18 protein-coding genes are annotated in these 21918 nt (G+C 44.9%); 6 read left to right on the top strand and 12 right to left on the bottom strand.

The window, feature by feature from the left end; all coding sequences use genetic code 11:
* Nucleotides 1–1749 carry a lipid A ABC transporter ATP-binding protein/permease MsbA gene (gene msbA, locus L1D23_RS09750; RefSeq protein WP_239865891.1) on the bottom strand — a complete coding sequence of 583 codons (1749 nt, stop codon included), beginning with the start codon at nucleotides 1747–1749 and terminating at the stop codon, nucleotides 1–3.
* Nucleotides 1750–1780: 31 nt separating this feature from the next.
* Nucleotides 1781–4012, bottom strand: a complete 2232-nt coding sequence (locus tag L1D23_RS09745; RefSeq protein WP_239865889.1) for a DNA internalization-related competence protein ComEC/Rec2 — start codon at nucleotides 4010–4012, stop codon at nucleotides 1781–1783.
* Between the two features lie 8 nt (nucleotides 4013–4020).
* On the opposite strand from L1D23_RS09745, the gene L1D23_RS09740 reads away from it, so the two are divergent.
* Nucleotides 4021–4551, top strand: coding sequence for a DUF2062 domain-containing protein (locus L1D23_RS09740; protein ID WP_239837263.1), 531 nt, complete (start codon nucleotides 4021–4023; stop codon nucleotides 4549–4551).
* 103 nt (nucleotides 4552–4654) lie between these two features.
* On the opposite strand, the gene lolE is transcribed toward L1D23_RS09740, so the two are convergent.
* The 3 genes from lolE to lolC are packed head-to-tail and all read right to left on the bottom strand — an operon-like array spanning nucleotide 4655 to nucleotide 7788.
* Complete coding sequence (gene lolE / locus L1D23_RS09735) at nucleotides 4655–5899, bottom strand: lipoprotein-releasing ABC transporter permease subunit LolE (RefSeq protein WP_239865887.1); 1245 nt, start codon at nucleotides 5897–5899, stop codon at nucleotides 4655–4657.
* Nucleotide 5900: 1 nt separating this feature from the next.
* Nucleotides 5901–6587 (bottom strand): lipoprotein-releasing ABC transporter ATP-binding protein LolD, encoded by a 687-nt coding sequence (gene lolD, locus L1D23_RS09730; protein ID WP_239865885.1) that lies wholly within the window; start codon nucleotides 6585–6587, stop codon nucleotides 5901–5903.
* Nucleotides 6580–7788 (bottom strand): lipoprotein-releasing ABC transporter permease subunit LolC, encoded by a 1209-nt coding sequence (lolC, locus tag L1D23_RS09725; RefSeq protein ID WP_239865883.1) that lies wholly within the window; start codon nucleotides 7786–7788, stop codon nucleotides 6580–6582. The genes lolD and lolC overlap by 8 nt, the downstream gene beginning before the upstream one ends.
* 165 nt (nucleotides 7789–7953) lie before the next feature.
* Here lolC and L1D23_RS09720 point away from each other — a divergent pair, with 165 nt between their 5' ends.
* From L1D23_RS09720 to L1D23_RS09705, 4 genes are all read left to right on the top strand, one after another.
* Nucleotides 7954–8523 (top strand): PilZ domain-containing protein, encoded by a 570-nt coding sequence (locus L1D23_RS09720; RefSeq protein ID WP_239865881.1) that lies wholly within the window; start codon nucleotides 7954–7956, stop codon nucleotides 8521–8523.
* 7 nt (nucleotides 8524–8530) lie between these two features.
* Nucleotides 8531–11992, top strand: coding sequence for a transcription-repair coupling factor (gene mfd / locus L1D23_RS09715; RefSeq protein ID WP_239865880.1), 3462 nt, complete (start codon nucleotides 8531–8533; stop codon nucleotides 11990–11992).
* 54 nt (nucleotides 11993–12046) lie between these two features.
* The gene (locus tag L1D23_RS09710) at nucleotides 12047–12817 is read left to right on the top strand and encodes a peptidoglycan binding protein CsiV (protein ID WP_239865878.1); all 771 of its coding nucleotides are present in this window, start codon (nucleotides 12047–12049) and stop codon (nucleotides 12815–12817) included.
* Between the two features lie 61 nt (nucleotides 12818–12878).
* Nucleotides 12879–13424, top strand: a complete 546-nt coding sequence (locus L1D23_RS09705) for a GNAT family protein (RefSeq protein WP_239837270.1) — start codon at nucleotides 12879–12881, stop codon at nucleotides 13422–13424.
* Between the two features lie 98 nt (nucleotides 13425–13522).
* Here L1D23_RS09705 and L1D23_RS09700 read toward each other — a convergent pair whose 3' ends face one another.
* The 7 genes from L1D23_RS09700 to hinT form a co-directional block, all read right to left on the bottom strand.
* On the bottom strand, nucleotides 13523–14812 hold the full coding sequence (locus L1D23_RS09700) for an NAD(P)/FAD-dependent oxidoreductase (protein WP_239865876.1): 1290 nt from the start codon (nucleotides 14810–14812) through the stop codon (nucleotides 13523–13525).
* A 413-nt stretch (nucleotides 14813–15225) separates the two neighbouring features.
* Nucleotides 15226–15768, bottom strand: coding sequence for an alpha/beta hydrolase YcfP (ycfP, locus tag L1D23_RS09695; protein ID WP_239865874.1), 543 nt, complete (start codon nucleotides 15766–15768; stop codon nucleotides 15226–15228).
* A gap of 100 nt (nucleotides 15769–15868) precedes the next feature.
* Nucleotides 15869–16723 (bottom strand): phosphotransferase, encoded by an 855-nt coding sequence (locus L1D23_RS09690; RefSeq protein ID WP_239865872.1) that lies wholly within the window; start codon nucleotides 16721–16723, stop codon nucleotides 15869–15871.
* An 18-nt stretch (nucleotides 16724–16741) separates the two neighbouring features.
* Nucleotides 16742–17332, bottom strand: a complete 591-nt coding sequence (lpoB, locus tag L1D23_RS09685; RefSeq protein ID WP_239865869.1) for a penicillin-binding protein activator LpoB — start codon at nucleotides 17330–17332, stop codon at nucleotides 16742–16744.
* Between the two features lie 73 nt (nucleotides 17333–17405).
* Nucleotides 17406–17795: a YcfL family protein gene (locus L1D23_RS09680; RefSeq protein WP_239837275.1), complete on the bottom strand. Its 390-nt coding sequence runs from the start codon at nucleotides 17793–17795 to the stop codon at nucleotides 17406–17408.
* Nucleotides 17792–19186: a hypothetical protein gene (locus L1D23_RS09675; RefSeq protein ID WP_239865867.1), complete on the bottom strand. Its 1395-nt coding sequence runs from the start codon at nucleotides 19184–19186 to the stop codon at nucleotides 17792–17794. The genes L1D23_RS09680 and L1D23_RS09675 overlap by 4 nt, the downstream gene beginning before the upstream one ends.
* Nucleotides 19187–19292: 106 nt before the next feature.
* Nucleotides 19293–19643: a purine nucleoside phosphoramidase gene (gene hinT, locus L1D23_RS09670; RefSeq protein ID WP_239837277.1), complete on the bottom strand. Its 351-nt coding sequence runs from the start codon at nucleotides 19641–19643 to the stop codon at nucleotides 19293–19295.
* Between the two features lie 224 nt (nucleotides 19644–19867).
* On the opposite strand from hinT, the gene L1D23_RS09665 reads away from it, so the two are divergent.
* A complete protein-coding gene (locus L1D23_RS09665) occupies nucleotides 19868–21859 on the top strand; it encodes a methyl-accepting chemotaxis protein (RefSeq protein ID WP_239865865.1) in 1992 nt (663 codons plus the stop codon).
* Nucleotides 21860–21918 lie beyond the last annotated feature (59 nt).

Below are 21918 nucleotides of genomic sequence, written 5' to 3'. Positions count from 1 at the left end.
TTAAGCACCAAACTGAATTCGATGCAATTGCGCATACCCGCCGTCTTTCTCTATCAAGGTGGCATGATCACCACGCTCAACGATCTCACCTTCGTCAACGACCAGAATCTCATCGGCCTTTTCGATCGTAGATAATCTATGCGCAATCACAAGTACCGTTTTGTTCTTCTGAAGCTCATCTAATGCTGACTGAATAGCCTTTTCTGACTCGGTATCAAGTGCAGAGGTCGCTTCATCGAGAATCAAAACTGGTGCATCACGCAATAAAGCGCGGGCAATGGCGATACGCTGACGCTGACCGCCGGAAAGGCTTGTCCCGTTTTCACCAATAATGGTATCCAGCCCATCATCCATATTATCGATAAAGTCCATCGCATAAGCTAAGCGAGCTGCTTCTTCAATCTGCTCACGGCTGTAATCCTCAGTGGCAGCATAAGCGATGTTATTGGCAATGGTGTCGTTAAATAAATGCACATTTTGCGAAACCAGCGCAAAATGACTACGGAGGTTGGTCAGCTTGTAATCCCGAATATCATGACCATCTAATTCGATGCTGCCTGAATCAACGTCATAAAAACGGGTAAAGAGGTTAGCAATGGTACTCTTACCCGAACCAGAACGACCAACAAGTGCGACCGTTTTGCCTTTAGGTATACTAAAGCTCACATTTCGCAGTGCTGGAGCTTCTTTCCCTTCATAAGTAAACGTCACATTTTTTACAGTCACTTCGCCACGAGCTTTGTCAGTCTCATACTGACCGTTGTCTTGCTCTGTTTCCAAGTCCATTAAGGCAAACAAGGTTTGGCTCGCCGCCATACCTCGCTGAAACTCTGAAGTCACATTGGTGAGAGCTTTCAGTGGACGTAATAGTCCAAACATAGCGGAAAAGACGACCGTGAAGGTACCGGGTGTCAGCTGTTCTTTAATCGAATCCACACTCGCTAAGAAAAGCACCACAACCAAGGCGATAGAAGCAATGATCTGAATCACAGGGTTGGCAATGGCTTGTGCAGCAACCAGCTTCATCGACTGCTGGCGCATTTGGTTGCTCACAGTATCAAAGCGCTCTCGTTCAACCCCCTGGCCTCCATAACTTAGTACGACCTTATGCCCTTTTAACATCTGTTCCGCAGATGCAGTCACATGCCCCATAGTGTCTTGCATACTCTTAGATATCTTACGAAACCGCTTTGAAACAATACCAATGGCCCAAGCAACAAGTGGTGCGACAATGAAAAGTACCAGTGACAGTTGCCAGCTATTCCAAAACATCAGTACCAGTAAACCGATAATACTTGCACCTTCACGAACAATACTGACTAGGGCTCGACTGGTGGCACCTGCTACCTGCTCTGAGTCATAAGTAATGCGAGACAGCAACCCACCTGTGGATTCTTTATCAAAATAAGACACCGGCATATGCATAAACTGACTAAAGATCCGCCGACGCATTAACATAACGACGTTGCCTGATACCCAACTCAAACAGTAGGCAGAAACAAATCCACTCAGTCCTCGAAGAACCATCATGCCAAAAACAATGAAAGGCAGCGTGCGAAGAAAATTAGATTCGGTATCCCCAAAACCTTCATCCAGTAGAGGTTTTAGTAGCGATACCATGTAAGTATCCGCAACCGCATTGATAATGAGAGCAACGACCGCGACAGCGAGACCCGCTTTGTACAGGCGAATATAGGTCCAGAGACGCTTAAAAGTCTGCAGGGTCGTTTCATCTTGATTAAGAGACATAGAACTGCTTATTTTTCTTACAATATTCGCGCTATTCTACCCCCTTACGTAGCGTCTGCCTATACCAAGCCCGACCTTTCCTTGCTCTGATTGCCTCCACTTTCCACTCTAGTGGATAAAAGCTGATGCTAATTTGTCCAGCACTACCAGTGTCGAGCCATTGAGCCCCTAACTTTTGGTATCTTTTTACAACACTTGGATGAGGCAAAAACCACTTCCCTGCTTTGGCCGTTGAGCCTATGGCCAATTCTGGACTAACTGATTCTATAAAACGGGGAGTTGATGAAGTCCGGCTGCCATGATGAGGAGCAATGAGAATGTCACTGTCAAGTAACTCAGCCTCTCTTACCAGCAGCCACTCAACAATGGCATCCACATCGCCAGATAACAAAACGGATTGCTGGAACTCAGGATGAAAAAGTCGTACAACGCATGAATGCGGGTTGTATGCTCGCTTGACCACATTGGATGGCCACAAAAACTCTAATTCCAGGTTTCCCCACTGTAAATCACTCCCTCTAAGGCAGGCTTGAGCACCCGTTATTTGCTGACTTGCAATCAGTTTTTTTGGTTGCCAATATTGAATGAGATGTTCCATTCCTCCTGAATGGTCCATATCCGAATGAGATACAATCAACATATCAATCTCATCGACTCCATGGTAGTGGAGAAAAGGAGTGATCACTTGCTCTGCGATACTACTTCCGCTCCAAGCCATACCTGTGTCATAAACAATGGCGTGAGAACCTTGCTTCACTACAATGGCTAAGCCGTGACCAACATCTAAAACAAAGACTTGCCATACTGGGGGAGTCCTCCAGTTGATAGTATGGATAAACAAGCAAATCACTATAGCTGCCATGCCTAGACGGCTTAGCCAGTGAGTCAGCACCAAGAAGAAAAATCCCAGAAATAATAAAGCTATTTGGTGTTGGCTAAGAGTCACCCAACCATTCTCAGCAAGGGGAATTGCAAACAATACTGGTTTTAAAACTACATCGACCCATCCCCACATAAAAGATGCGTTCAACAGGCACTCCATCATCAACGCCAACAATGTCATTGGGACCACAATGAAACTGAACCAAGGAACAAAGACTAAATTGTATAAAAAGCTACTTAAACTAAGACCATAAAAAGAAGCCGCAACAAGCGGAGTCATTCCAACCACTAATACCAGTTGTAGTCGTAGTGCATTTATCCAACTTGCGCGTGGATGTAATGAAACAAAAATAAGAATAATCGCGACGGCCCACATGGATAACCAGAGGCTAGAAGACGTCGATGAAAATGGGTCAAGCATCAACAACCAAGATAGAATCATCAGCCACTTGTAGCTAGCAGGAAGACGCTTAAAGGAGACTTGCAAGAGCACCATTAAGCAACATGCCCAAAGTGCTCTTTGAGTGGGAATGGAAAACCCGGCTAACCATGCGTATGTACTTGCTAATGCAATCGCAATGACAAAGGGAGCATGTACTGCTTTAGGCAAAGCTCTTAAAACCCACTTTCCTAACAACCAACCGACATAAAAAACAATGCCAATATGTAACCCCGAAATAGCGATGAGATGACTGAGCCCACTGGCTTTTAAGTGTTCTTTTAACTCAGCGGTCAGAGCATCACGAACACCAAACGTCAGGGCCAAAATTATCCCACGGCTTGGCAGGAGATCTATAGAGTCCGCAACTTGCTGATACAAGCTATAACGAATAGTACTTAACTGACGAACCCAATAATGCGCTTTCACTTTGACAGTGGCTTTACCCACAATACGCTTTTGTAACGCATACGTTTCGCGATCGAAACCAACCTCATTGAGTAAACCGACAATAGGCTTAAGCTTAACTCTCGCGGTGATCTCATCACCTAGGGTAAGCATGTCAGGTGAGGCAAGCCATATTCTAGGCCTCAATAAAATGTGTAAGTCTTTACCGTTAATTGATCTCACCACAGCTTCCCCTTGAAAACCGTGACTTATTTGCTTAAAAAAGCTGTCAACCTTCGCATTTATGGTAATATCCTGACCAGCTTGGAAAAGGATTGCTTGCTGGTGACGTAAAAGGTTACTGTGTACCACGAGTATCAAGCATGCGAATACAAAACCAGCACACCACCTCAGCGATTTTGAGCTTATGCTGAGCATCAGGGTCAAGAGACAGGGAAACAACCACTCCCATGATGGCATGTACCACCAAAATTGAGCGGTTGATATAAGGAAAGAGAACGAAATAAGCGTCCAGTAATTAAAGTAGAGAGTCATATTTCCCTATGCCAAGAAAATTCATCAAACGCTTTATGCCTGACCACGAAGTAATAAAGCGTCAGAAAGCACTCAAAATTTTTGGCAACGTGCTGTACAACCCAAACCTATGGTGTCTAAACCGCCGCTCTGCGTCTGGGGCATTTGCTGTTGGCCTATTTATGGCTTTCGTTCCTCTCCCTAGCCAGATGATCATGTCCGCTGGCTTGGCCATTCTTTGTGGCGTTAATCTTCCTTTATCCGTGGCTTTAGTTTGGGTAAGTAACCCCATTACCATGCCAGTGCTGTTTTATTTTGCGTACAAAGTGGGCGCTTGGGTAATGCACACTCCTCCACAGGCTTTTCACTTTGAGTTATCGTGGGAGTTTATCTTGCACCAGATGAGCACTATCGGCCCCCCTTTCCTACTTGGCTGCATTATTTGCGGTATCGCCTCTGCAATTGCTGGCTACTTTGGTATTACAGCTCTGTGGCGATACTCTGTTGTGCGTAGCTGGCAACAACGAAAGATTAGATTAGGCGGGTTACTTAAGAAGTAGAAGTTAATCTGATCAGAATTCGACCAAACTTAGTAGAACATGAAACGGTTATGTCGACTAAAAATGAAAAAGGACCACTTAGGTCCTTTTTTCGTTAGCACTTCTATTTTGCGCTTAATACAGCAGCGGGGTTGAGTTTGCTGGCACGCGATGCTGGGTACCAAGTCGCGAGTAGACTTAAAACGATTGCCGTTCCTGAAACCAACCCCACATCTGATAAGTTGATTTGAGAAGGAAGAAAATCAACAAAATAGATATCACCAGATAAGAACTGGTGTCCAACTAACCCCTCGAGACCTTTGATCAGTTCAGTTAAATTCGCTGCCACTAAAACGCCACAGACACTTCCAACTAGACTACCGAGCACTCCAGAGAAGACTCCTTGCCAGACAAAAATACGCTTGATGAGACCATCACTTCCCCCCATGGTTCGTAATATTGCAATCTCTGAAGCGCGATCTTTCACCGCCATCATTAGTGTAGAGACAATATTAAAACTTGCGACGCCAATGACGAGTACCATAACTACATACATAATTGTTCGTACAAGCTGGATGTCACGATACAGAAAACCGTACGTCTGTTGCCAGCTACGCAAATAAACATAGACGTTCAGTGTATTCCCTGCCTCTCGGACAATTTGCGTTGCATTCAAGACATCAGAGACTCTTAAAGAGACCCCCGTAACGGCCTCACCCAACTTAGCGTACTGCTGAGCATCTTTCAGAGGAACCAATGCTAAATTATGATCAATCTGCCCATTAAGTTTAAGTAATCCCACCACTCTGACACGAACGCGTTTAGGAGCCTGAACCTTGGTAGTCGAACCCGATGTCGGGATCATAAGCGTAATATAATCGCCTTGAGAAACACCTAATAGCTTTGCTACCCCTTGACCCAAAATGACTTGCTTATCTCCAGCTCTAAACTGCTTCCACACTTGAGCATCAATGTATTGGCTCATATTAGAAACCGCTGACTCTTGTTCGGGATCGATACCTCTGACTTCAAGCGCTTTAAGCTGTTGACCTTTTTCCGCCAAAGCTGTGATCTTTACGTAGGGCGCTGCTGCTTCCACTTTAGGGTGTTTCTCCGCTTGCTCAACCACAGACAGCCATCCCTCTATCGGCCCGCGAACTCCTTCAAACTCACCATGAGCGATCACCGATAACACGCGATTTTTTAACTCGCGCTCAAACCCATTCATTGCCGACAAACCAATGATGATCACTGCCACACCAACCGCAATACCAATCGTGGAAGACAAGGAAATAAACGACACCATTTTGTTGCGTTGTTTTGCTCGGCTAAAGCGACCACCAATAAACAGGGAAAGAGATGAGAACAAATTACGCCTCCTGCACATTGAGTAGCAAACCATCTTGCATGTGTAATTGACGATCCATCTTGCTAGCCAACTCCCCATCATGAGTCACGACCAAGAAAGCGGTACCGGATTGCTCATTCAATTCGCGCATCAGATCATAAATAGCGAGCGCTGTTTTGTGATCTAAGTTACCCGTGGGTTCATCTGCTAAAACAAGGGCCGGATTATTGACTAGTGCTCGAGCAATAGCGACACGCTGCCGTTCACCACCAGAAAGCTCTGAAGGACGATGATCAATACGATGACTCAAACCGACTTTGTCCAGCAGCGCTTTTGCCGCCTCTTTCGCCTTGGCTGTTTTAGTTCCACCGATAAGCAGTGGCATCGCAACATTTTCCAGCGCACTAAAGTCCGCCAACAGGTGATGAAACTGATAAACAAAGCCAAGATGTTGGTTGCGAAGCTTAGCTTGTTTATTCGAACTCAACTGAGACAAGCTCTGCCCTAAAAAAGTGACTTCTCCCTGAGTGGTATCATCCAACGCTCCTAAAATATGCAACAAAGTACTTTTTCCTGAGCCTGAAGAGCCAATAATGGAGACTAACTCACCTTTCTTCAGTTCGAAACTGACCCCTTTAAGTACTTGAGTATCTAGAGAACCCTCGCGATAGGTTTTACAAATATTATGACATTGAAGCAGGTTACTCATATCTCAAAGCCTCAGCTGGTTTAACGGAAGATGCACGAAAAGACGGAAAAAGTGTTGCCAGCAGACTGAGTGCAATAGCAAGAACAACCACGATAGCTATTTGAATAGGGTTGATAACGATCGGCAACTGGCCGCCTACTGCGAACAAAGCAACCCCTGCACCATCAAGTAACGTATTAAGGTTGTTGGCGAGTAGAACACCCAAAGTCCCGCCCATGAGCGAGCCAATGACACCACTGCTCGCACCCTGGACCATGAAAATCGCCAGAATTTGTCTATCTGTCATTCCTTGAGTTTTCAAAATCGCCACTTCTGACTGCTTTTCCATTACAACCATAATCAGAGCTGAAATAATGTTGAAGGCAGCGACGCCAATGATTAAACCTAGCATTAAGCCCATCATATTCTTTTCCATTCGGACCGCCTGAAACAGTTCACCTCGTTGATCTCTCCAATCCTGCCATTGCCAACTGTCAGGAAGAGGCATCTTACTGAGCTCGCCAACCACAAAAGGATCATCAAAAAACAATCGCCAGCCCGTAATCGTGTCTTTTTTGAAACGTAGCAATCGTGCCGCATCATCAATATGGGTCAACATTAACTGGCCATCGACATCTGACCCCGTGTTATAAATCCCCGCAACGGTAAATATGCGTTGACTTGGAATTCGACCAAGTGGCGTAAACTGGCTGGCACTTGTGACCATTAAACGAACCTTGTCACCAAGCGAAACATCTATTGCTCTCGCTAAAGTATGCCCAATGAACACCTGATATTTGCCTGCTTGCAAAGATGACAACCGACCAGCAACCAAATGCGACTCAATAGGGTCATGATCACTAGGTTTAATGCCAATCAGTAGGCCTGCGGAAAGATTGTCAGAGCTTTGAACCACAGCTTCGCTTTGTACAATGGGCTCAGGATGCGCAGCTGTTGATAACTGCTTGGCGAAATCAGGAGCTTGTTCAGTATAAGGCGTTTTGCCATCCACTTCAGACACAATCGCCTGAGGCAAGACACCTAAAATGCGCCCTTTAAGCTGCGCTTCAAAGCCGTTCATCACTGAAAGCACCGTCACGAGAGCCATCACACCAATCGTGATACCTGCGGTAGACATGTAGGAAACAAAACGGCTGAACCTATCACCTGAGCGGCCGCGTAAGTAGCGTAAGCCAATAAAGGTGGAAACCGGATGGAACATATATAAAACCAATAACGTTTGATAAGCGATACTGTAACGATTTATAGCTAGAGGTTGTAGCCCCTAAATGCCAATTAGACGTCAAAATGTGTGATAAACAATGACATACCTTGATTAGTTGCTTCTTATAGCGATAATCAAAGGATAACCTAAAGGAATTTTCACATGTCTGATCAAGAATACTTCACTGTTCACCACAAAATGACCGTTAATGTGGAGCCATTGGCTCAAGACGGAGCATTTCCGAGTTATGATCAGTTTGAAAGTGAAATTCCTGCACCGTTTTTAGTCGCCAGTGAGTTCAGCCACCTTGACCTTCTAAACGACAACGCTCGTGCCGAACTAAAGAATAATGATTTCAGGCATGTGATTGAGTTATTGGATACTCAAAATGCAAAGCTAAATTTACTGTTAACCTTTATGCTTTCTCAGCAAGATGATGAGCAATGTAGGCATCAGACCTTGTCTTTTGGCGCCAGTAAATTCAGCTACACCACAAATCACAGGCTTGAATTAAATACCAAAGCTCGCGTCAAAATGTTCATGGAACACCCATCCGCAGCCATCTATTGCTACGGCCACGTTGAAAACTGTCAAGCACAAGACGACCAGTATATTATTACGGTAAAATACGACCTATTGCGTGATCAGGATGAAGACCTTCTGATCAAAGCCGCTCTCTATCAGCAACAAAAATTACTTCGTCAACGTTCACTAAACCGCGACAAACAATAATTCTATTATGCCTATTACATCGCTTTTCAATCTGGCTAGCCCGACAGGCGCCGGAGATAAAAAACAGGTCGGTAACCTGCAGGGCGCCAGCCTGGCGCTTGCGATTGCTGAACTTGCTAATCAACACTCCAGCCATACATTATTGGCTGTTGCCGATCCGCAAACAGCATTGAAACTGTTGCAAGAAGTTGAGCAGTTTACTGACCAAGAGATCGCACTGTTCCCTGATTGGGAAACCTTGCCATACGATAACTTTTCACCACATCAGGAAATCATTTCCGATCGTATTGCGCGTCTATACCAATTACCGACTCAAACCAGTGGTATTACCATCGTTCCGGTGAGTACCTTGTTGCAAAGGCAGTCTCCTCGGGACTTTTTGTTGCAACACACACTGATGGTCAAAGTTGGTGACCTTTACTCTCTTGAAAAGCTGCGTATTCAGTTAGAAAAATCTGGCTACCGACATGTCGATCAGGTCTTTGGGCCTGGAGAATATGCCAGTCGTGGTTCTATTCTCGACCTCTTCCCTATGGGAGCTAATGACCCATTTAGAATCGACTTTTTCGATGATGAGATCGATACAATCCGCACTTTCGATCCAGAAAATCAGCGCTCTATTGAAGACGTTCAGGAAATTCGTCTATTGCCAGCCCATGAATTTCCAACCACTGAAAGCGCAATTGAGGATTTCCGTATTCGCTGGCGCCAAAGGTTTGAAGCTAGGCGCGAACCCGAATCCGTCTATATACAAGTCTCGAAAGGGACTTGGCCTGCAGGCATAGAATACTGGCAGCCGCTCTTTTTTGAACAAACTGAAACACTGTTTGATTACATCGCAGATGATAGCCAACTGATTACGGTCGGCAACTTAGAAGATGCTGTGGATCATTTTCTTGCGGATGTCGACTATCGCTACGATCAACGTAAAATCGATCCTCTGCGACCTTTATTGCCACCTGAAGAGCTGTGGCTGAAAAAAGACGAGCTATTTAGCCAGTTCAAATCTCTGCCACAAGTGCAGCTTTCAAGTGATGCCGTTGTAGAAAAGCAAGGTCGAACTAACCCAGCGATTCAGGCTCTACCGGACTTAGCGGTTCAACACCAAAACAAAGAACCCATGTCGGCACTTCGTCAGTTCAGCGAAAGTTTCACTGGTAAGATCATTTTTTCTGTCGAGTCAGAAGGCCGTCGAGAGGCCCTTCTTGAACTTTTACAACGAATAAAACTTCGTCCCGTTGAGCATCATAGCTTTTCAGCTGCCATGGAGAGCAAAGATAAGTTCGCCTTAGTGCTCGGCGCTTCAGAACATGGTTTTTTATTTGGCGAGCATCAGCTTGCCTTGATATGCGAAAGCGACTTACTTGGCGACCGAGTCATTCAACGTCGTCGTAAAGACCGAAAGGCAACCAATAGTGATGCGGTTATTCGTAACCTCGCCGAGCTCAAACCAGGTCAGCCCGTAGTTCATATTGACCACGGCATTGGACGTTATATAGGCCTGCAAACACTTGAAGCCGGCGGTATGACAACCGAATACGTTACGCTTGAATACCAAAATGACGCCAAACTTTACGTGCCTGTATCTGCACTGAACTTAATCAGCCGCTACTCTGGTGGTGCGGAAGAATCCGCTCCTCTACACAAGTTAGGCGGTGAGGCATGGGCAAAAGCGCGACGTAAAGCAGCGGAAAAAGTACGCGATGTCGCGGCTGAGCTTTTGGATGTATACGCTAAGCGTGAGCTCAAACCGGGATACAAGTTTGCCCTAGACAGAGACCAATACGCCACGTTCAAAGCAGGCTTCCCATTTGAAGAAACCGACGACCAATCCATGGCGATCAACGCTGTGATGTCTGACATGTGTCAAGCTAAAGCCATGGATCGATTGGTATGTGGTGATGTCGGCTTCGGTAAAACAGAAGTTGCTATGCGCGCTGCTTTCGTTGCAACAGATAACGGCAAACAAGTAGCGGTATTAGTCCCAACGACGTTACTCGCCCAGCAACACTTCGAAAACTTCAGAGATCGTTTTGCCAACTTACCCATCCGCGTCGAAGTCCTGTCACGTTTTAAAACTGCCAAAGAACAGAAGCAAGTTTTACAAGATATTGAAGACGGCAAAGTCGACTTAGTGGTCGGCACTCACAAACTGCTGTCTAATGACATCAAATTCAAAGACCTCGGCCTGTTAATTGTCGACGAAGAACACCGGTTTGGCGTACGCCAGAAAGAAAAAATGAAGGCTATGCGCGCGGATGTAGATATTCTGACTCTCACTGCAACACCAATTCCACGGACTTTGAACATGGCAATGAGCGGCATGCGTGATCTATCCATCATAGCCACGCCTCCAGCTCGACGCTTAGCAATAAAAACCTTTGTTCGCCAAAATGACGATGCCGTAGTCAGAGAAGCCGTGCTACGTGAAATCATGCGCGGTGGTCAGGTGTATTTCCTACATAATCAGGTAGAAACCATCGAAAAAGTGGCCGCTGACTTGGAGAAACTGATCCCAGAAGCCCGAGTCACCGTCGCCCACGGCCAAATGCGAGAGCGCGAACTTGAGCGAATTATGAATGACTTCTACCATCAGCGATTTAATCTGCTGGTGTGTACAACTATCATTGAAACAGGCATCGATGTCCCAACAGCTAACACTATTATTATGGACAGAGCTGACAACCTAGGCCTTGCGCAACTGCACCAGCTTCGCGGTCGTGTAGGGCGTTCGCACCATCAAGCTTACGCTTACCTACTTACGCCTCACCCTAAAGCAATGACGAAAGACGCCATCAAACGCCTTGATGCCATCGCTTCGCTCGAGGATCTCGGTGCGGGCTTTACCCTTGCCACTCACGACCTTGAAATTCGTGGTGCCGGAGAACTCCTTGGTGATGAGCAAAGCGGACAGATACAGTCGGTCGGTTTTACTTTGTACATGGAAATGCTTGAGCAAGCAGTCGAAGCATTAAAAGAAGGCAAAGAACCGTCTCTGGATGAGTTACTCAGAGAGCAAACGGAAGTTGAAATGCGTTTACCTGCCCTGCTTCCCGATGACTACATACCGGATATCAACACCCGTCTTTCGATGTATAAGCAAATAGCCAGCGTGTCCGATAAAGCTGAACTCGATGATCTCAAAATCGAGTTAATAGACCGCTTTGGGCTATTACCGGATGCCACTAAAAATTTACTTTCAGTATCAGAAATGAAACTTGAAGCGGCCTCTATTAAAGTCAAGAAAATAGAAGCGCATGACAAAGGCGGATTCATCGAGTTCTATCCTGACGCTGACATAAATCCAGCGTATTTAGTTAAACTATTGCAATCTCAGCCACAAAAATTCGCAATGGAAGGCCCAACTAAGTTCAAGTTTACGGTACCATTGGTCGACAGACGTAAGAGAATTCAATTTATCGGTGACATGTTGTCTGAGTTCAAGCTGAACCTACTGCCACAAGCCTGATTTAATCAGGTTGACTAATTTTCCAAGGTGTATTCACCTGATTATGGAGTTGTAATGAAAAAGCTGATCCCGCTACTACTTCTTGTTGTTGCTATGCCGTCATGGGCACAGCGCCAATTTGATATAGAAGTGATCATTTTTAAGCGTGCGGTTAACCCTGAGCAAACCGCTGAATCTTGGCCGAACTCGCTCCCTGAGATTTCCATGAACAAGGTGGGTAACTTAAATGATGCCAACTATCGCACGCGAAAAGGAGTAGAGCTTCTACCAGCTTCGTCTTATAAGCTGAACTCTCAGGTTCAGAAGTTGAAAAATCATGCGGGTTTCAAAGTCTTACTACATACCGCTTGGCGTCAAGGAGACGGTAACCGTCACGTTGCCCCTACATTTCACATCCAAGCTGGACGCGATTTTTCCGGCCAGTTTAACGCTGACGGTTCACAAAGATACTCTGCAGGTACGGAAGTTATTGATGGCGTAACAGAAGAAACTATCGCTAAACCACTCTATGAGTTAGATGGTAAGCTTCAGGTTTACGTCGAGCACTACCTTTATGCAGACTTAAAACTAGATTTGAAGTCTCCGAGCGTTCGTGAAGTCTCTTTCGAGTCCAAGCCTGTAGATTTAACAACGACCGAAAACACACTCACAGATGAGCCAGTTCAGGCTGGCTTAATGGAAGACGTTACTCCAACTCTTCATACCGAGGAATTCTTAAAGAGTTACCGGATGGATCAAAAACGACGCATGCGAAGTACTGAAACCCATTTCCTAGATCACCCACTACTCGGTATGATCATTCAAGTACGTCGAGTCGCTCAGTAAGCAGAATAAAACCAAATAACAAGCAGCCCTAGATAGGGCTGTTTTACTATCAAGGACTGATATGAGCCCAGACTACCACATCATTACCCCTCGGCTTGTCTTAAAGCTCATTCCACAAGAAGATGCTACCAAGTTGGCTGATTGCGTCACAAGCTCTCCGAGCCTACACCGCTGGATAGACTGGTGCCATGCCCAATTTTCAACCAAAGAAGCAGAGAGATTCATTCTAGCTACGCGCCTCAATTGGGTGAAATCAGAAGCCTATGGATTTGGCGTATACCGCCGATGTGATAATGCGCTGATTGGCATGGTCGCCATTAACGAACTCTACCATACCTTCAACATGGCAAGCCTCGGCTACTGGCTAAGCGATGCTTATCAGAAACAAGGCTATGCCAAAGAAGCCTTCGATTCATTAGTTGAATTTTGCTTTTCTCAACTAAAAGTGACTCGCATCGAGGTGGTGTGCGATCCGGAGAATAAGCCGAGTCAAAAGTTAGCGGAATCGTGTGGTGCTCAATACGAAGTCAGCGCTCCAAACCGCTATCTCTTTAACGGTCAACCTCGACAAGGTTTTGTCTATTCAATCCTCCCAGACAATCGCTGATAGCTTCCTCTTGAACCCGAGACGCTTAGCGGTGGGATATTGTGATAGTGGATACGAAAAGAGCACTCGTTAGTGCTCTTTGTTTGTCGTTTCCAGCATTAATGTAGCTTGAGGTTTGGACGAAGGACTCGGTTGATCCGCCCCATCAAAATAATTAGAGCCGTCTTGAACACGCCATGTAACGCCATTTGATGTAAGCGATAAAGCGATATATAAACGACTCGGGCAATGCGACCTTCCACCATCATAGAACCTTTGGTTAGATTACCCATCAAGCTCCCTACGGTCGAAAACTGACTCAAAGACACCAAAGAACCTTTATCTTTATAGACATAGGCTTTCAGATCTCGACCATTCAACTTCGCAACGATGTTAGAAAATGCGCAGCTTGCCATTTGATGCGCAGCTTGGGCTCGTGGGGGAACAAAAGAACCATCTGCTTGTGTACACTGAGCCAAATCACCGATAACAAAAATATCGTCATCACGAGTCGTCTGTAGCGTATCTTTTACCACCAATTGATTAATACGGTTAGTCTCAAGACCACCAATGTCTTTGACAAAGTCCGGAGCTTTGATGCCTGCAGCCCAAACCATAATTTGAGCAGGAATCTTTTCTCCATCTTTGGTGAGTAGTCCATCATCACCGACTTCTGTGACCATGGTCGTAGTACGAACCTTCACACCTAGTTTGGTCAGCTCATGATGCGCTGCACTGGAAATTCGTGGTGGGAGAGCAGGAAGAATGCGTTCACCAGCTTCGATTAAGTTGACATTGAGCTTACTGGAGTCAAGATCACCAAAGCCATAGGTGCGAAGCTCTTTTACGGCATTGTGAAGTTCTGCCGACAATTCAACGCCTGTTGCACCCGCACCTACAATTGCAATATCAACAGTGCCATGGCCATGCTTGGCGTGTAATTTGAGGAACTCATTGTTCATCTCAGTTCTGAACTTGTGTGCCTGTTCAGTGCTATCTAAGAAAATGCAATGTTCACGGACACCCGGAGTATTAAAGTCATTGGAAGTAGAGCCAAGAGCCATGACGAGAATGTCATATTCAAGTTCACGTTCTGGCATTAAAAGCTCATCATGTTCATCTCTAAGTTCGCCCAGCCTGATGACTTTGCGCTCTCTATCGATATCCTCAAGGCTACCCATTTGGAAATCAAAATGATGATTTTTTGCATGTGCGCGATAGCTTAGAGCATCGACCCCTTCGTCTAATGAACCTGTAGCTACCTCATGCAAAAGAGGTTTCCATAAATGGCTTGCTTTCCGGTCGACAAGGGTTACTTTCGCTCGCCCTTTTCGACCCAATGTACGGCCAAGTTTAGTAACAAGCTCAAGCCCGCCTGCACCACCACCTACTACGATAATTCGAGTCACAGCAACAATCCTCTAGAAATAAAAAATAGGTTTCGAGCCGATGATTCGTCTCGATAAAATTGTGTGATTTCATGCCGGTCTGCTGAAAAAGGTTTCAGTCTTACGACGTCAAGGCAATTAGAGGTTTCGTTTGTAATGTTGGACACGTTAATTGGAAAATATGTTTCTGAGATCAAAGCCAATCTGCTCAGATAATTAACATTCTGTGGGCAAGCTCTACACTCGCTCTCAATTTTTTTTGATATTTATCAAAAAATTTATAATAGATTCATTATATAGAGCAAAATATGCCACGCAACAAAAGATTACATCAATTACTCTTAAATTTGTCGCGATGTTGAAATGAATGGGAAGTAAGAAAGCGAAGTGCTAGACACACTTCGCTTATTATTCATCTGAATTGAAGAAAACGATTAACTTGCAGACTTAAAAGCTTTCATCGTTTGTAGGTGTTGGGAGATCTTCTTAAATTTGTGGCTTTGCGTTTCATCCCATATCACTTGATAGTAAAGACCTAATTCATCAGCCGTTTTTCGATTATCGTGTACTTCATCCTCTTTGGACAGGATAACGAGGCAACGGTCTTTATTCTTGGTACGAAATTCTTCAACACATTTGGTGGCGATATCTTCGTACTCCTCAGGGCGGTCAATGCGGCCCTGCATTGTTTTTTCTGGGTGCAGGTTAGGATTGAAAATCACCTGCTTGATACCACATAAAAAGCCTATTCGCTCAGACCAGTAGCCACCTAATCCAACACCACAAATAATTGCATCGCTATCCCCAGACTGCTCAATCGCTTTATGAACTTCTTTGAGTAGGTGTTGCATATCATGCTTAGGATGCAAAGTGCTGTAGTTAATAAAGCGGACGTCTTCATCAATGAACTGCAACTGAAGCACTTTTTCGTGGTTTCCTGGACTTGTGGAATCAAAACCATGTAAGTAAATAATCATTCATATCACCCTCGATTCTTATCCATTAAATCTACCACGAAAAGAAAGGTTTTAAAGTCAGCGTAAACAATTAAGTATGTCAGACGTTCAAACAGTGATCTTAGCTACAAAATGTGTCGCGTAAAGCTTGGGCTTGGGTTAAATACTGCTCATCTCCCCAAAGCTGATAGGCCAATAAATACCAAAGCATTGCCATCATGGTTGCTCTGGGTTGCCAAGCAAGGACACCCTCGACCCAATCATCGACTCCATCAATGTTTCTTAGCTGGCAATACCGATATACTGACTCTAGTGGCTTTTCCCCTACCACACCGATACTGAGAGTCAAATCCAAGCGAGGATCTGCAATCGCTGCATATTCCCAATCAATCACCATAATGCCCTCTGAGTGTTTAACCATGTTATAGCCCGCTAAATCTAAGTGACAAAGTGCTAAGCCAACATCAGCCAGACTTGGTGAACTGCGCCATTGCTGGTAAATATCCAGATAGTCGTTAGATCTTAACTCTTCTCGTAGTTGCATCCAGTAATGGTCAACACGAGCGGTAAAATTAAACGGAGTAACCGGAATCCTTGTGGTGTCCAAACTGTGGATCTTAATCATCGTTTTGAGTAACGAATCAAAAGGTAAGCCATCAGCCAACGACTCCCCTTCAATCCATTTGACTAGTAGCCCATGCTCATTAATCTGAATAGCTTTAGGCCCAAGTTGAAACTCTTCGACAGCAGATAGAATTTGATATTCTTGAAAGCGGGAAATGGAAAAGGCTTTAGTGATTGGTGTGTTAGGTCGCCAAACAAAACAATCGCCGCTTTGGGTAACCACCTTCCAGCAGCGATTGGTCAATCCTCCGGTTAACGTTTGAGCATGATCCGGAGCAATAGAAAAGAAGTGATCCAATGACTTTAATGAATCGTCTAGCTGACATGCTTCATGCCATGACATCCTGGCCATAAATCACTCCTCTATCAATTAAAGCCCTAAGAAGCTCTTAGACTCTTGCTTACGAATTTCAGTCTCATCGGCCCACTCAATAAGACCTGTTTCAAGATCCATGAGACGCATGGTCATTTTGTAATAGACATCTTTATCGCTGCCACCAGCTTTAGCAATACTCGACAGGTTGCCGTATAGCATGTATTGAGCCCCTACCATCTTACCAAACTGGATAGCTGTACTCTGGTTAACTAATTCGTCGTTGTTCTGGAAATTAAGCTGATCACGAACTGACTCAACTCGGTCCATATCAACAAAGCGGAATTTACCTGAGTTCAACAACTTAGTACTGATAGTATCGGTAATAGATTCAGTATCAATGTGTTCACTTGTTTTATTCTTGATGCGTTCGACAAAAACAATAGGACGAGAATCACGAGTGATCGCAGAAACAGAGCCAGACACCATCATGCTATCAACCATTTCACCTGCAATCTTTTGCAGATCGGTTGAGCCAAAATCGATTGTCGTGGTTTCCACCGCTTGTGCATCACCGTAGCTCACTTTATTAGAACAGCCGCCTAAAATGACAGCTAAGCCAAGTAATGCAATAACACTTTTTTTCATTCTTGGTTCCTCAAACTTTTATAGAATCTTATGTTATGAGTGTATGACTAAAGTTAATGAACTTTAGTTCGGTTTAGTGTTCATTTTCGCGAATCTGAACACGGAACTGAGTACCATTCGGATTCACTGAAACTTCAGAAATAGCAATGGTTTCCATGCCACGGACGATAGCCTGACGCCAAGGACCTAACTTGCTATTCACTTCTAGACCCTCATCGTCATACCAGTAAAAGCGATACTGAATATGTTGATCACCCTGGTATTGACTCGCTAAGCGGACAATCCCCCGAGCACGGCCATCAACTTGCGTTGTTGAGATATCTTCGATTTGCAGGCGCCCTGCGAGGACGTTGTCACCAAATAAAACGGTTTGCGACTGACCATCAATCCGCAGCCCTGCTGTGTTACTAGAACAGCCAACCATCACCAAAGCAGCCATTACTGCAATAAGCCATTTTTTCATCGAATTTTTCCTAACTGTTTATGCCAAATTGTAGCACTGCCTCCCTGACGAGAGACCCAAACTAAAGCAGTACGACCTGCTTCAACATCAAACTGGTACTCCTGACCCGCAACATGAATCACCTGTTTCCCTGGCTTCACGACTGCACTGCTACTACGAATTTCTCCAGGTAAAGTAATCCAACTGCGTGTATCCGGTTGCTCTGTCAATGTATTCCAAATATTGAGCAAGGCATTACCAAGTTCATCATCTTGGGCTGCACTCTTACGCAGCTCATCCTTGGCCCAAACCCGTAATGCCTGACGGATAATGATCATTGGCATTCGCTCAGACAAGTCTCTCTGCGCCATCAAGCTAACGTCTGTCAGCAAGTCACTACGCAGCTTATTATTATTGAGCTGTACTGGAGTAAACGACTGGCTAACTGGCTGAGGGTAATAAGGTAATGCGATAGAGTACAACGCCCCATTGCCACGACCATCGTAAAGAGGTAAGGACTGCTTCCAGCCACGCATCGCCTCGACGATACCTTGCTCTTCTAAGACGATAACTCTTGCTTCGTCGTCACTTAAGTAACGGGCCTCACCGTAATACTTCTCTAGCTGAACGAGGTCTTCATTCATGCCTAGTCGCTTTGCAACTCGCTTAGCGCCATCAATGATCTCAGCATTATCTGGCATCACGGCTAATGCACGCCGATAATCCACATAGGCATCGTTTAAGGAGTTATCCGCTTCATAAAGCAAAGCCGATAAATACAACAGATAGCCATTTTGTACCGCCTGTAGGGTTTCACCCGCATCTGGGTAGCTCGATAAAATACTACCAAGGTTCGATGTTAATCCCTGAGCCTGTAAGTCCTGCTGGGCAGACTCTAGCTCTCTTTCTCTGTCCTTACGAGCTTGCTCCTGAACCTGATTTGCACGGCGCATTTCAATCAACGCACCTTCAAGGCTGTTGTTCTTGAGGTAACTCAAGCCCAAATAAAGGTGTAAAAAGCCTAGCTCGTAATCAGCCGGTGTATATATGTCCAGATTATCATTGACAGCCAAAGCACCAATACTTGTCGCCGTCCCTGTGACAGATATTGTTGCTTTATCCTGCTGAACTCGAACCGCTTGGTCACTCGCTTCAAACGCGGACTTACTGTCAGCGTACTGCTGATTAAGCAAGTAAACTCTGCCTCTCTCAAAGTTATCCAGAATATCGCCAGCAACATTTTCAGGTAAGGCTTCTTCAGCCTTTTGATATTGACCTGCTTTGACTGACTGATAGACCTCATCATTTTGTGCGCTGTAATGACTAAATAAGTTCCCAGCAGAAAAATTGGCACAGGCAGAAAGTGCAGCAGAGCTGAATATCACGAATGCGAGTCGAATGTGTTTACGCACTTCGTACTCCGAAATTAGTTATTAGATTTTCATCATCGTCGCGATTGGACAACGGCATTAATAAAAAGTTTGTATGAATACCGCCATCCTTATAAGAAATATATCTTTAACTCATTAACATTGGCCCAAGTGGACGGCCGCCAACCAAATGCATATGGATATGATAAACCTCTTGCCCACCATGAGAATTACAGTTCACGATTAAACGGTAACCGTCCTCATCAATGCCCTCTTCTTTAGCAAGCTTACGCGCGACAGTGAACATGCGCCCCATCGCGGCTTCATCCGCCTCTTCAATATCATTCGTTGTTGGGATTAATTTATTAGGGATGATCAAAATGTGACTTGGCGCACGAGGGTTGATGTCACGAAATGCGGTAACGAGGTCATCTTGGTAAACCACGTCGGCAGGGATTTCTTTGCGAATAATTTTACTGAAAATGGTTTCTTCAGCCATGAAGCACTCCATTAAGCGTTGTTATCGTTGATCGTTTCCATGGAGTATGCGCTAAGCTTGTCCAGATCACAATAAAAAACAGTGTTCACTTAACATATACACCGTACTGATAGTAGTAGATGGCTAAATTTGTATGATGCGTCATAAAATGCGCGTCTCACCCTCAATACAATACCTCTCTTTTTGTTAATTTTTTAAGACAAGTAAGTTTTAGGGAGAGATCTATGAGAGGCTCAGTGATCAAGCGTATGTACGCTGGGTTTGCATTGATCATCATAATGTTTGTTATTTCAACTATTATGACAATGCGAGGGATGCAACAAATTCACACCAACTTTGGCAGTGTTTCAAACACCGCTTTACCTTTAGTGTCACAATCTAACCAGACCAGCGTTTACCTACTCTCTGCCGACAAGCTTTTTAAGGACTTTTTGACAACGCAGAGCTCAAGTCGCATGGAGGAGATTCGCGGACAATTTGACCAAGCAAAACAACGCTACGGTCAAGCGCTTCTGGATTTAGCCAAAGCGAGTGATGGAAATACCGAACTACTGACCAGTATCGAACAGCTTAAAGAGATGGAGCAGCGATACTTCACCGAAGCCGACGACGCTATGAGTAACTATCGCGACATGTTTGTTGCTCAAGCCGAAGTACAGAAATCATCTCGCCGCTTCCAACGCCTACATTCTGAGCTCAGTGTGGGTATGAAAGAATATGTCGATGACCAAAGTAGTATTTCGGTTAAAGTGATGGCTAAAAGTTACTTTATCAAACTAAAAGATGCTGAGGTCATTACTTCTGATGCTCTGGCAAGCAATGATCTAGAATTCGTCAACAAGGCCGTAGCCAAAAACAAAAAGGCGGTCACCCACCTTAATTATGCCTACCGCGGTTTGACCGCTCAGATGCCAGAGATCAAGCAAGTTTTCGATGCGTCTGTTCAGCAGTTCACCACTGATATCGGAAAAAAAGGCGGCGTACTCGACCAGCATGCGTCCTACCTTCAAGCGAAAGCAGCCCTTTACGCTAACATTGCTAACCTGACCTTAGAAGTCGATAATACAATGGCAGTCTTAACTTCCTTTGGTCAAGCAGCTCAGGACAGCCTTCACGCTTCTCTTGCAGAAGCCAGTGAGGTATATGATCAAGGTGTTATCAATTCTGTCGCACTGGGTGCTCTCGTCATAGCCCTTGCTATAGGTATTGGCTATCACATTGCCCATAGCGTACGGTCACCTCTGACTCGTATCCTCTCAACTCTAGAGAGTTTGACACAAGGTGATATGACTAAACGAATAGAGATACGCTACAACAACGAATTTAGCCGAGTCAGTGGACACATCAATTCTCTGGCGGATAACCTCCACGATATTTTGCAAAAATTAAACAGTGCGTCAGACAACCTAACCAATACTGCCAGTATTAACCAAGAAACCTCCTCTCAGGCACAATCGCAACTTAGTCAACAGCGCGAGCAAACCGCGAATGTTGCAACGGCAATGACTGAGATGGCTCACTCTGTTCAAGAGGTTGCTCAAAGTGCGCAAAGCTCTCAACAGATGGTCGAGCAAGTTGAAAGCGCTTCAGAATCTGGTCGCCAGATAATGAACGACAACATTACAACGATTAACCAACTTGAAACACGCTTAACTCAATCCGTTGATGCCGTCAAAGATCTCCAATCGATGAGCAGTCAGATAGGCTCAATTTTAGATGTGATTCGCAATATCGCCGAGCAAACCAATTTGCTGGCATTAAATGCAGCCATCGAAGCTGCGCGAGCTGGTGAGCAAGGTCGTGGCTTTGCGGTCGTCGCGGACGAAGTTCGAGTACTAGCGCAACGTACGACAGAGTCCACATCAGAAATCGAAAACATGATCAGCAACCTACAAAATAGCTCCACCTCTGCCAACAAGGTCATTCAAAGTTGTATGGAGGATATGGATCAATCGGTGGCTCAGGCTTCCAATGCCAATAGTGCCATGGAAGAAATTCAAGCACTGATCATAGAAATTAGCCAAATGAGTGGCCATATCTCTCAGGCTGCGGCAGAGCAAAGCGAAACAACTGGAGAAATTGCTCGCAACATTGATGAGATCAATCAAATTGCTGATTCTAGTTATCAAGCAATGGCGAAAATTGCGCAAACCAGCACCGACTTAACCCAGCTAGCTAACCAGCAAGGTGAATTAGTACATCGCTTTAAACTCTAGTTTTGTAAAGACAATGCAAATAATTCATCTCGGGCGGTTAATTTTATTAATCGCCCTTG

Source organism: Vibrio sp. Isolate24 (genome assembly GCF_022398215.1).
In the GTDB taxonomy this organism is placed as follows: Bacteria; Pseudomonadota; Gammaproteobacteria; order Enterobacterales; family Vibrionaceae; genus Vibrio; species Vibrio coralliilyticus_A.
This window is presented reverse-complemented; position numbering and strand designations above follow the sequence as displayed.

Excerpts from the sequence above, each read along its gene's own strand:
- msbA (WP_239865891.1), bottom strand. The coding sequence starts at position 1,749 with ATGTCTCTTAATCAAGATGAAACGACCCTGCAGACTTTTAAGCGTCTC.
- L1D23_RS09745 (WP_239865889.1), bottom strand. The coding sequence starts at position 4,012 with ATGACTCTCTACTTTAATTACTGGACGCTTATTTCGTTCTCTTTCCTT.
- L1D23_RS09740 (WP_239837263.1), top strand. The coding sequence starts at position 4,021 with ATGCCAAGAAAATTCATCAAACGCTTTATGCCTGACCACGAAGTAATA.
- lolD (WP_239865885.1), bottom strand. The coding sequence starts at position 6,587 with ATGAGTAACCTGCTTCAATGTCATAATATTTGTAAAACCTATCGCGAG.
- lolC (WP_239865883.1), bottom strand. The coding sequence starts at position 7,788 with ATGTTCCATCCGGTTTCCACCTTTATTGGCTTACGCTACTTACGCGGC.
- L1D23_RS09720 (WP_239865881.1), top strand. The coding sequence starts at position 7,954 with ATGTCTGATCAAGAATACTTCACTGTTCACCACAAAATGACCGTTAAT.
- mfd (WP_239865880.1), top strand. The coding sequence starts at position 8,531 with ATGCCTATTACATCGCTTTTCAATCTGGCTAGCCCGACAGGCGCCGGA.
- L1D23_RS09710 (WP_239865878.1), top strand. The coding sequence starts at position 12,047 with ATGAAAAAGCTGATCCCGCTACTACTTCTTGTTGTTGCTATGCCGTCA.
- L1D23_RS09705 (WP_239837270.1), top strand. The coding sequence starts at position 12,879 with ATGAGCCCAGACTACCACATCATTACCCCTCGGCTTGTCTTAAAGCTC.
- ycfP (WP_239865874.1), bottom strand. The coding sequence starts at position 15,768 with ATGATTATTTACTTACATGGTTTTGATTCCACAAGTCCAGGAAACCAC.
- L1D23_RS09690 (WP_239865872.1), bottom strand. The coding sequence starts at position 16,723 with ATGGCCAGGATGTCATGGCATGAAGCATGTCAGCTAGACGATTCATTA.
- lpoB (WP_239865869.1), bottom strand. The coding sequence starts at position 17,332 with ATGAAAAAAAGTGTTATTGCATTACTTGGCTTAGCTGTCATTTTAGGC.
- L1D23_RS09680 (WP_239837275.1), bottom strand. The coding sequence starts at position 17,795 with ATGAAAAAATGGCTTATTGCAGTAATGGCTGCTTTGGTGATGGTTGGC.
- hinT (WP_239837277.1), bottom strand. The coding sequence starts at position 19,643 with ATGGCTGAAGAAACCATTTTCAGTAAAATTATTCGCAAAGAAATCCCT.
- L1D23_RS09665 (WP_239865865.1), top strand. The coding sequence starts at position 19,868 with ATGAGAGGCTCAGTGATCAAGCGTATGTACGCTGGGTTTGCATTGATC.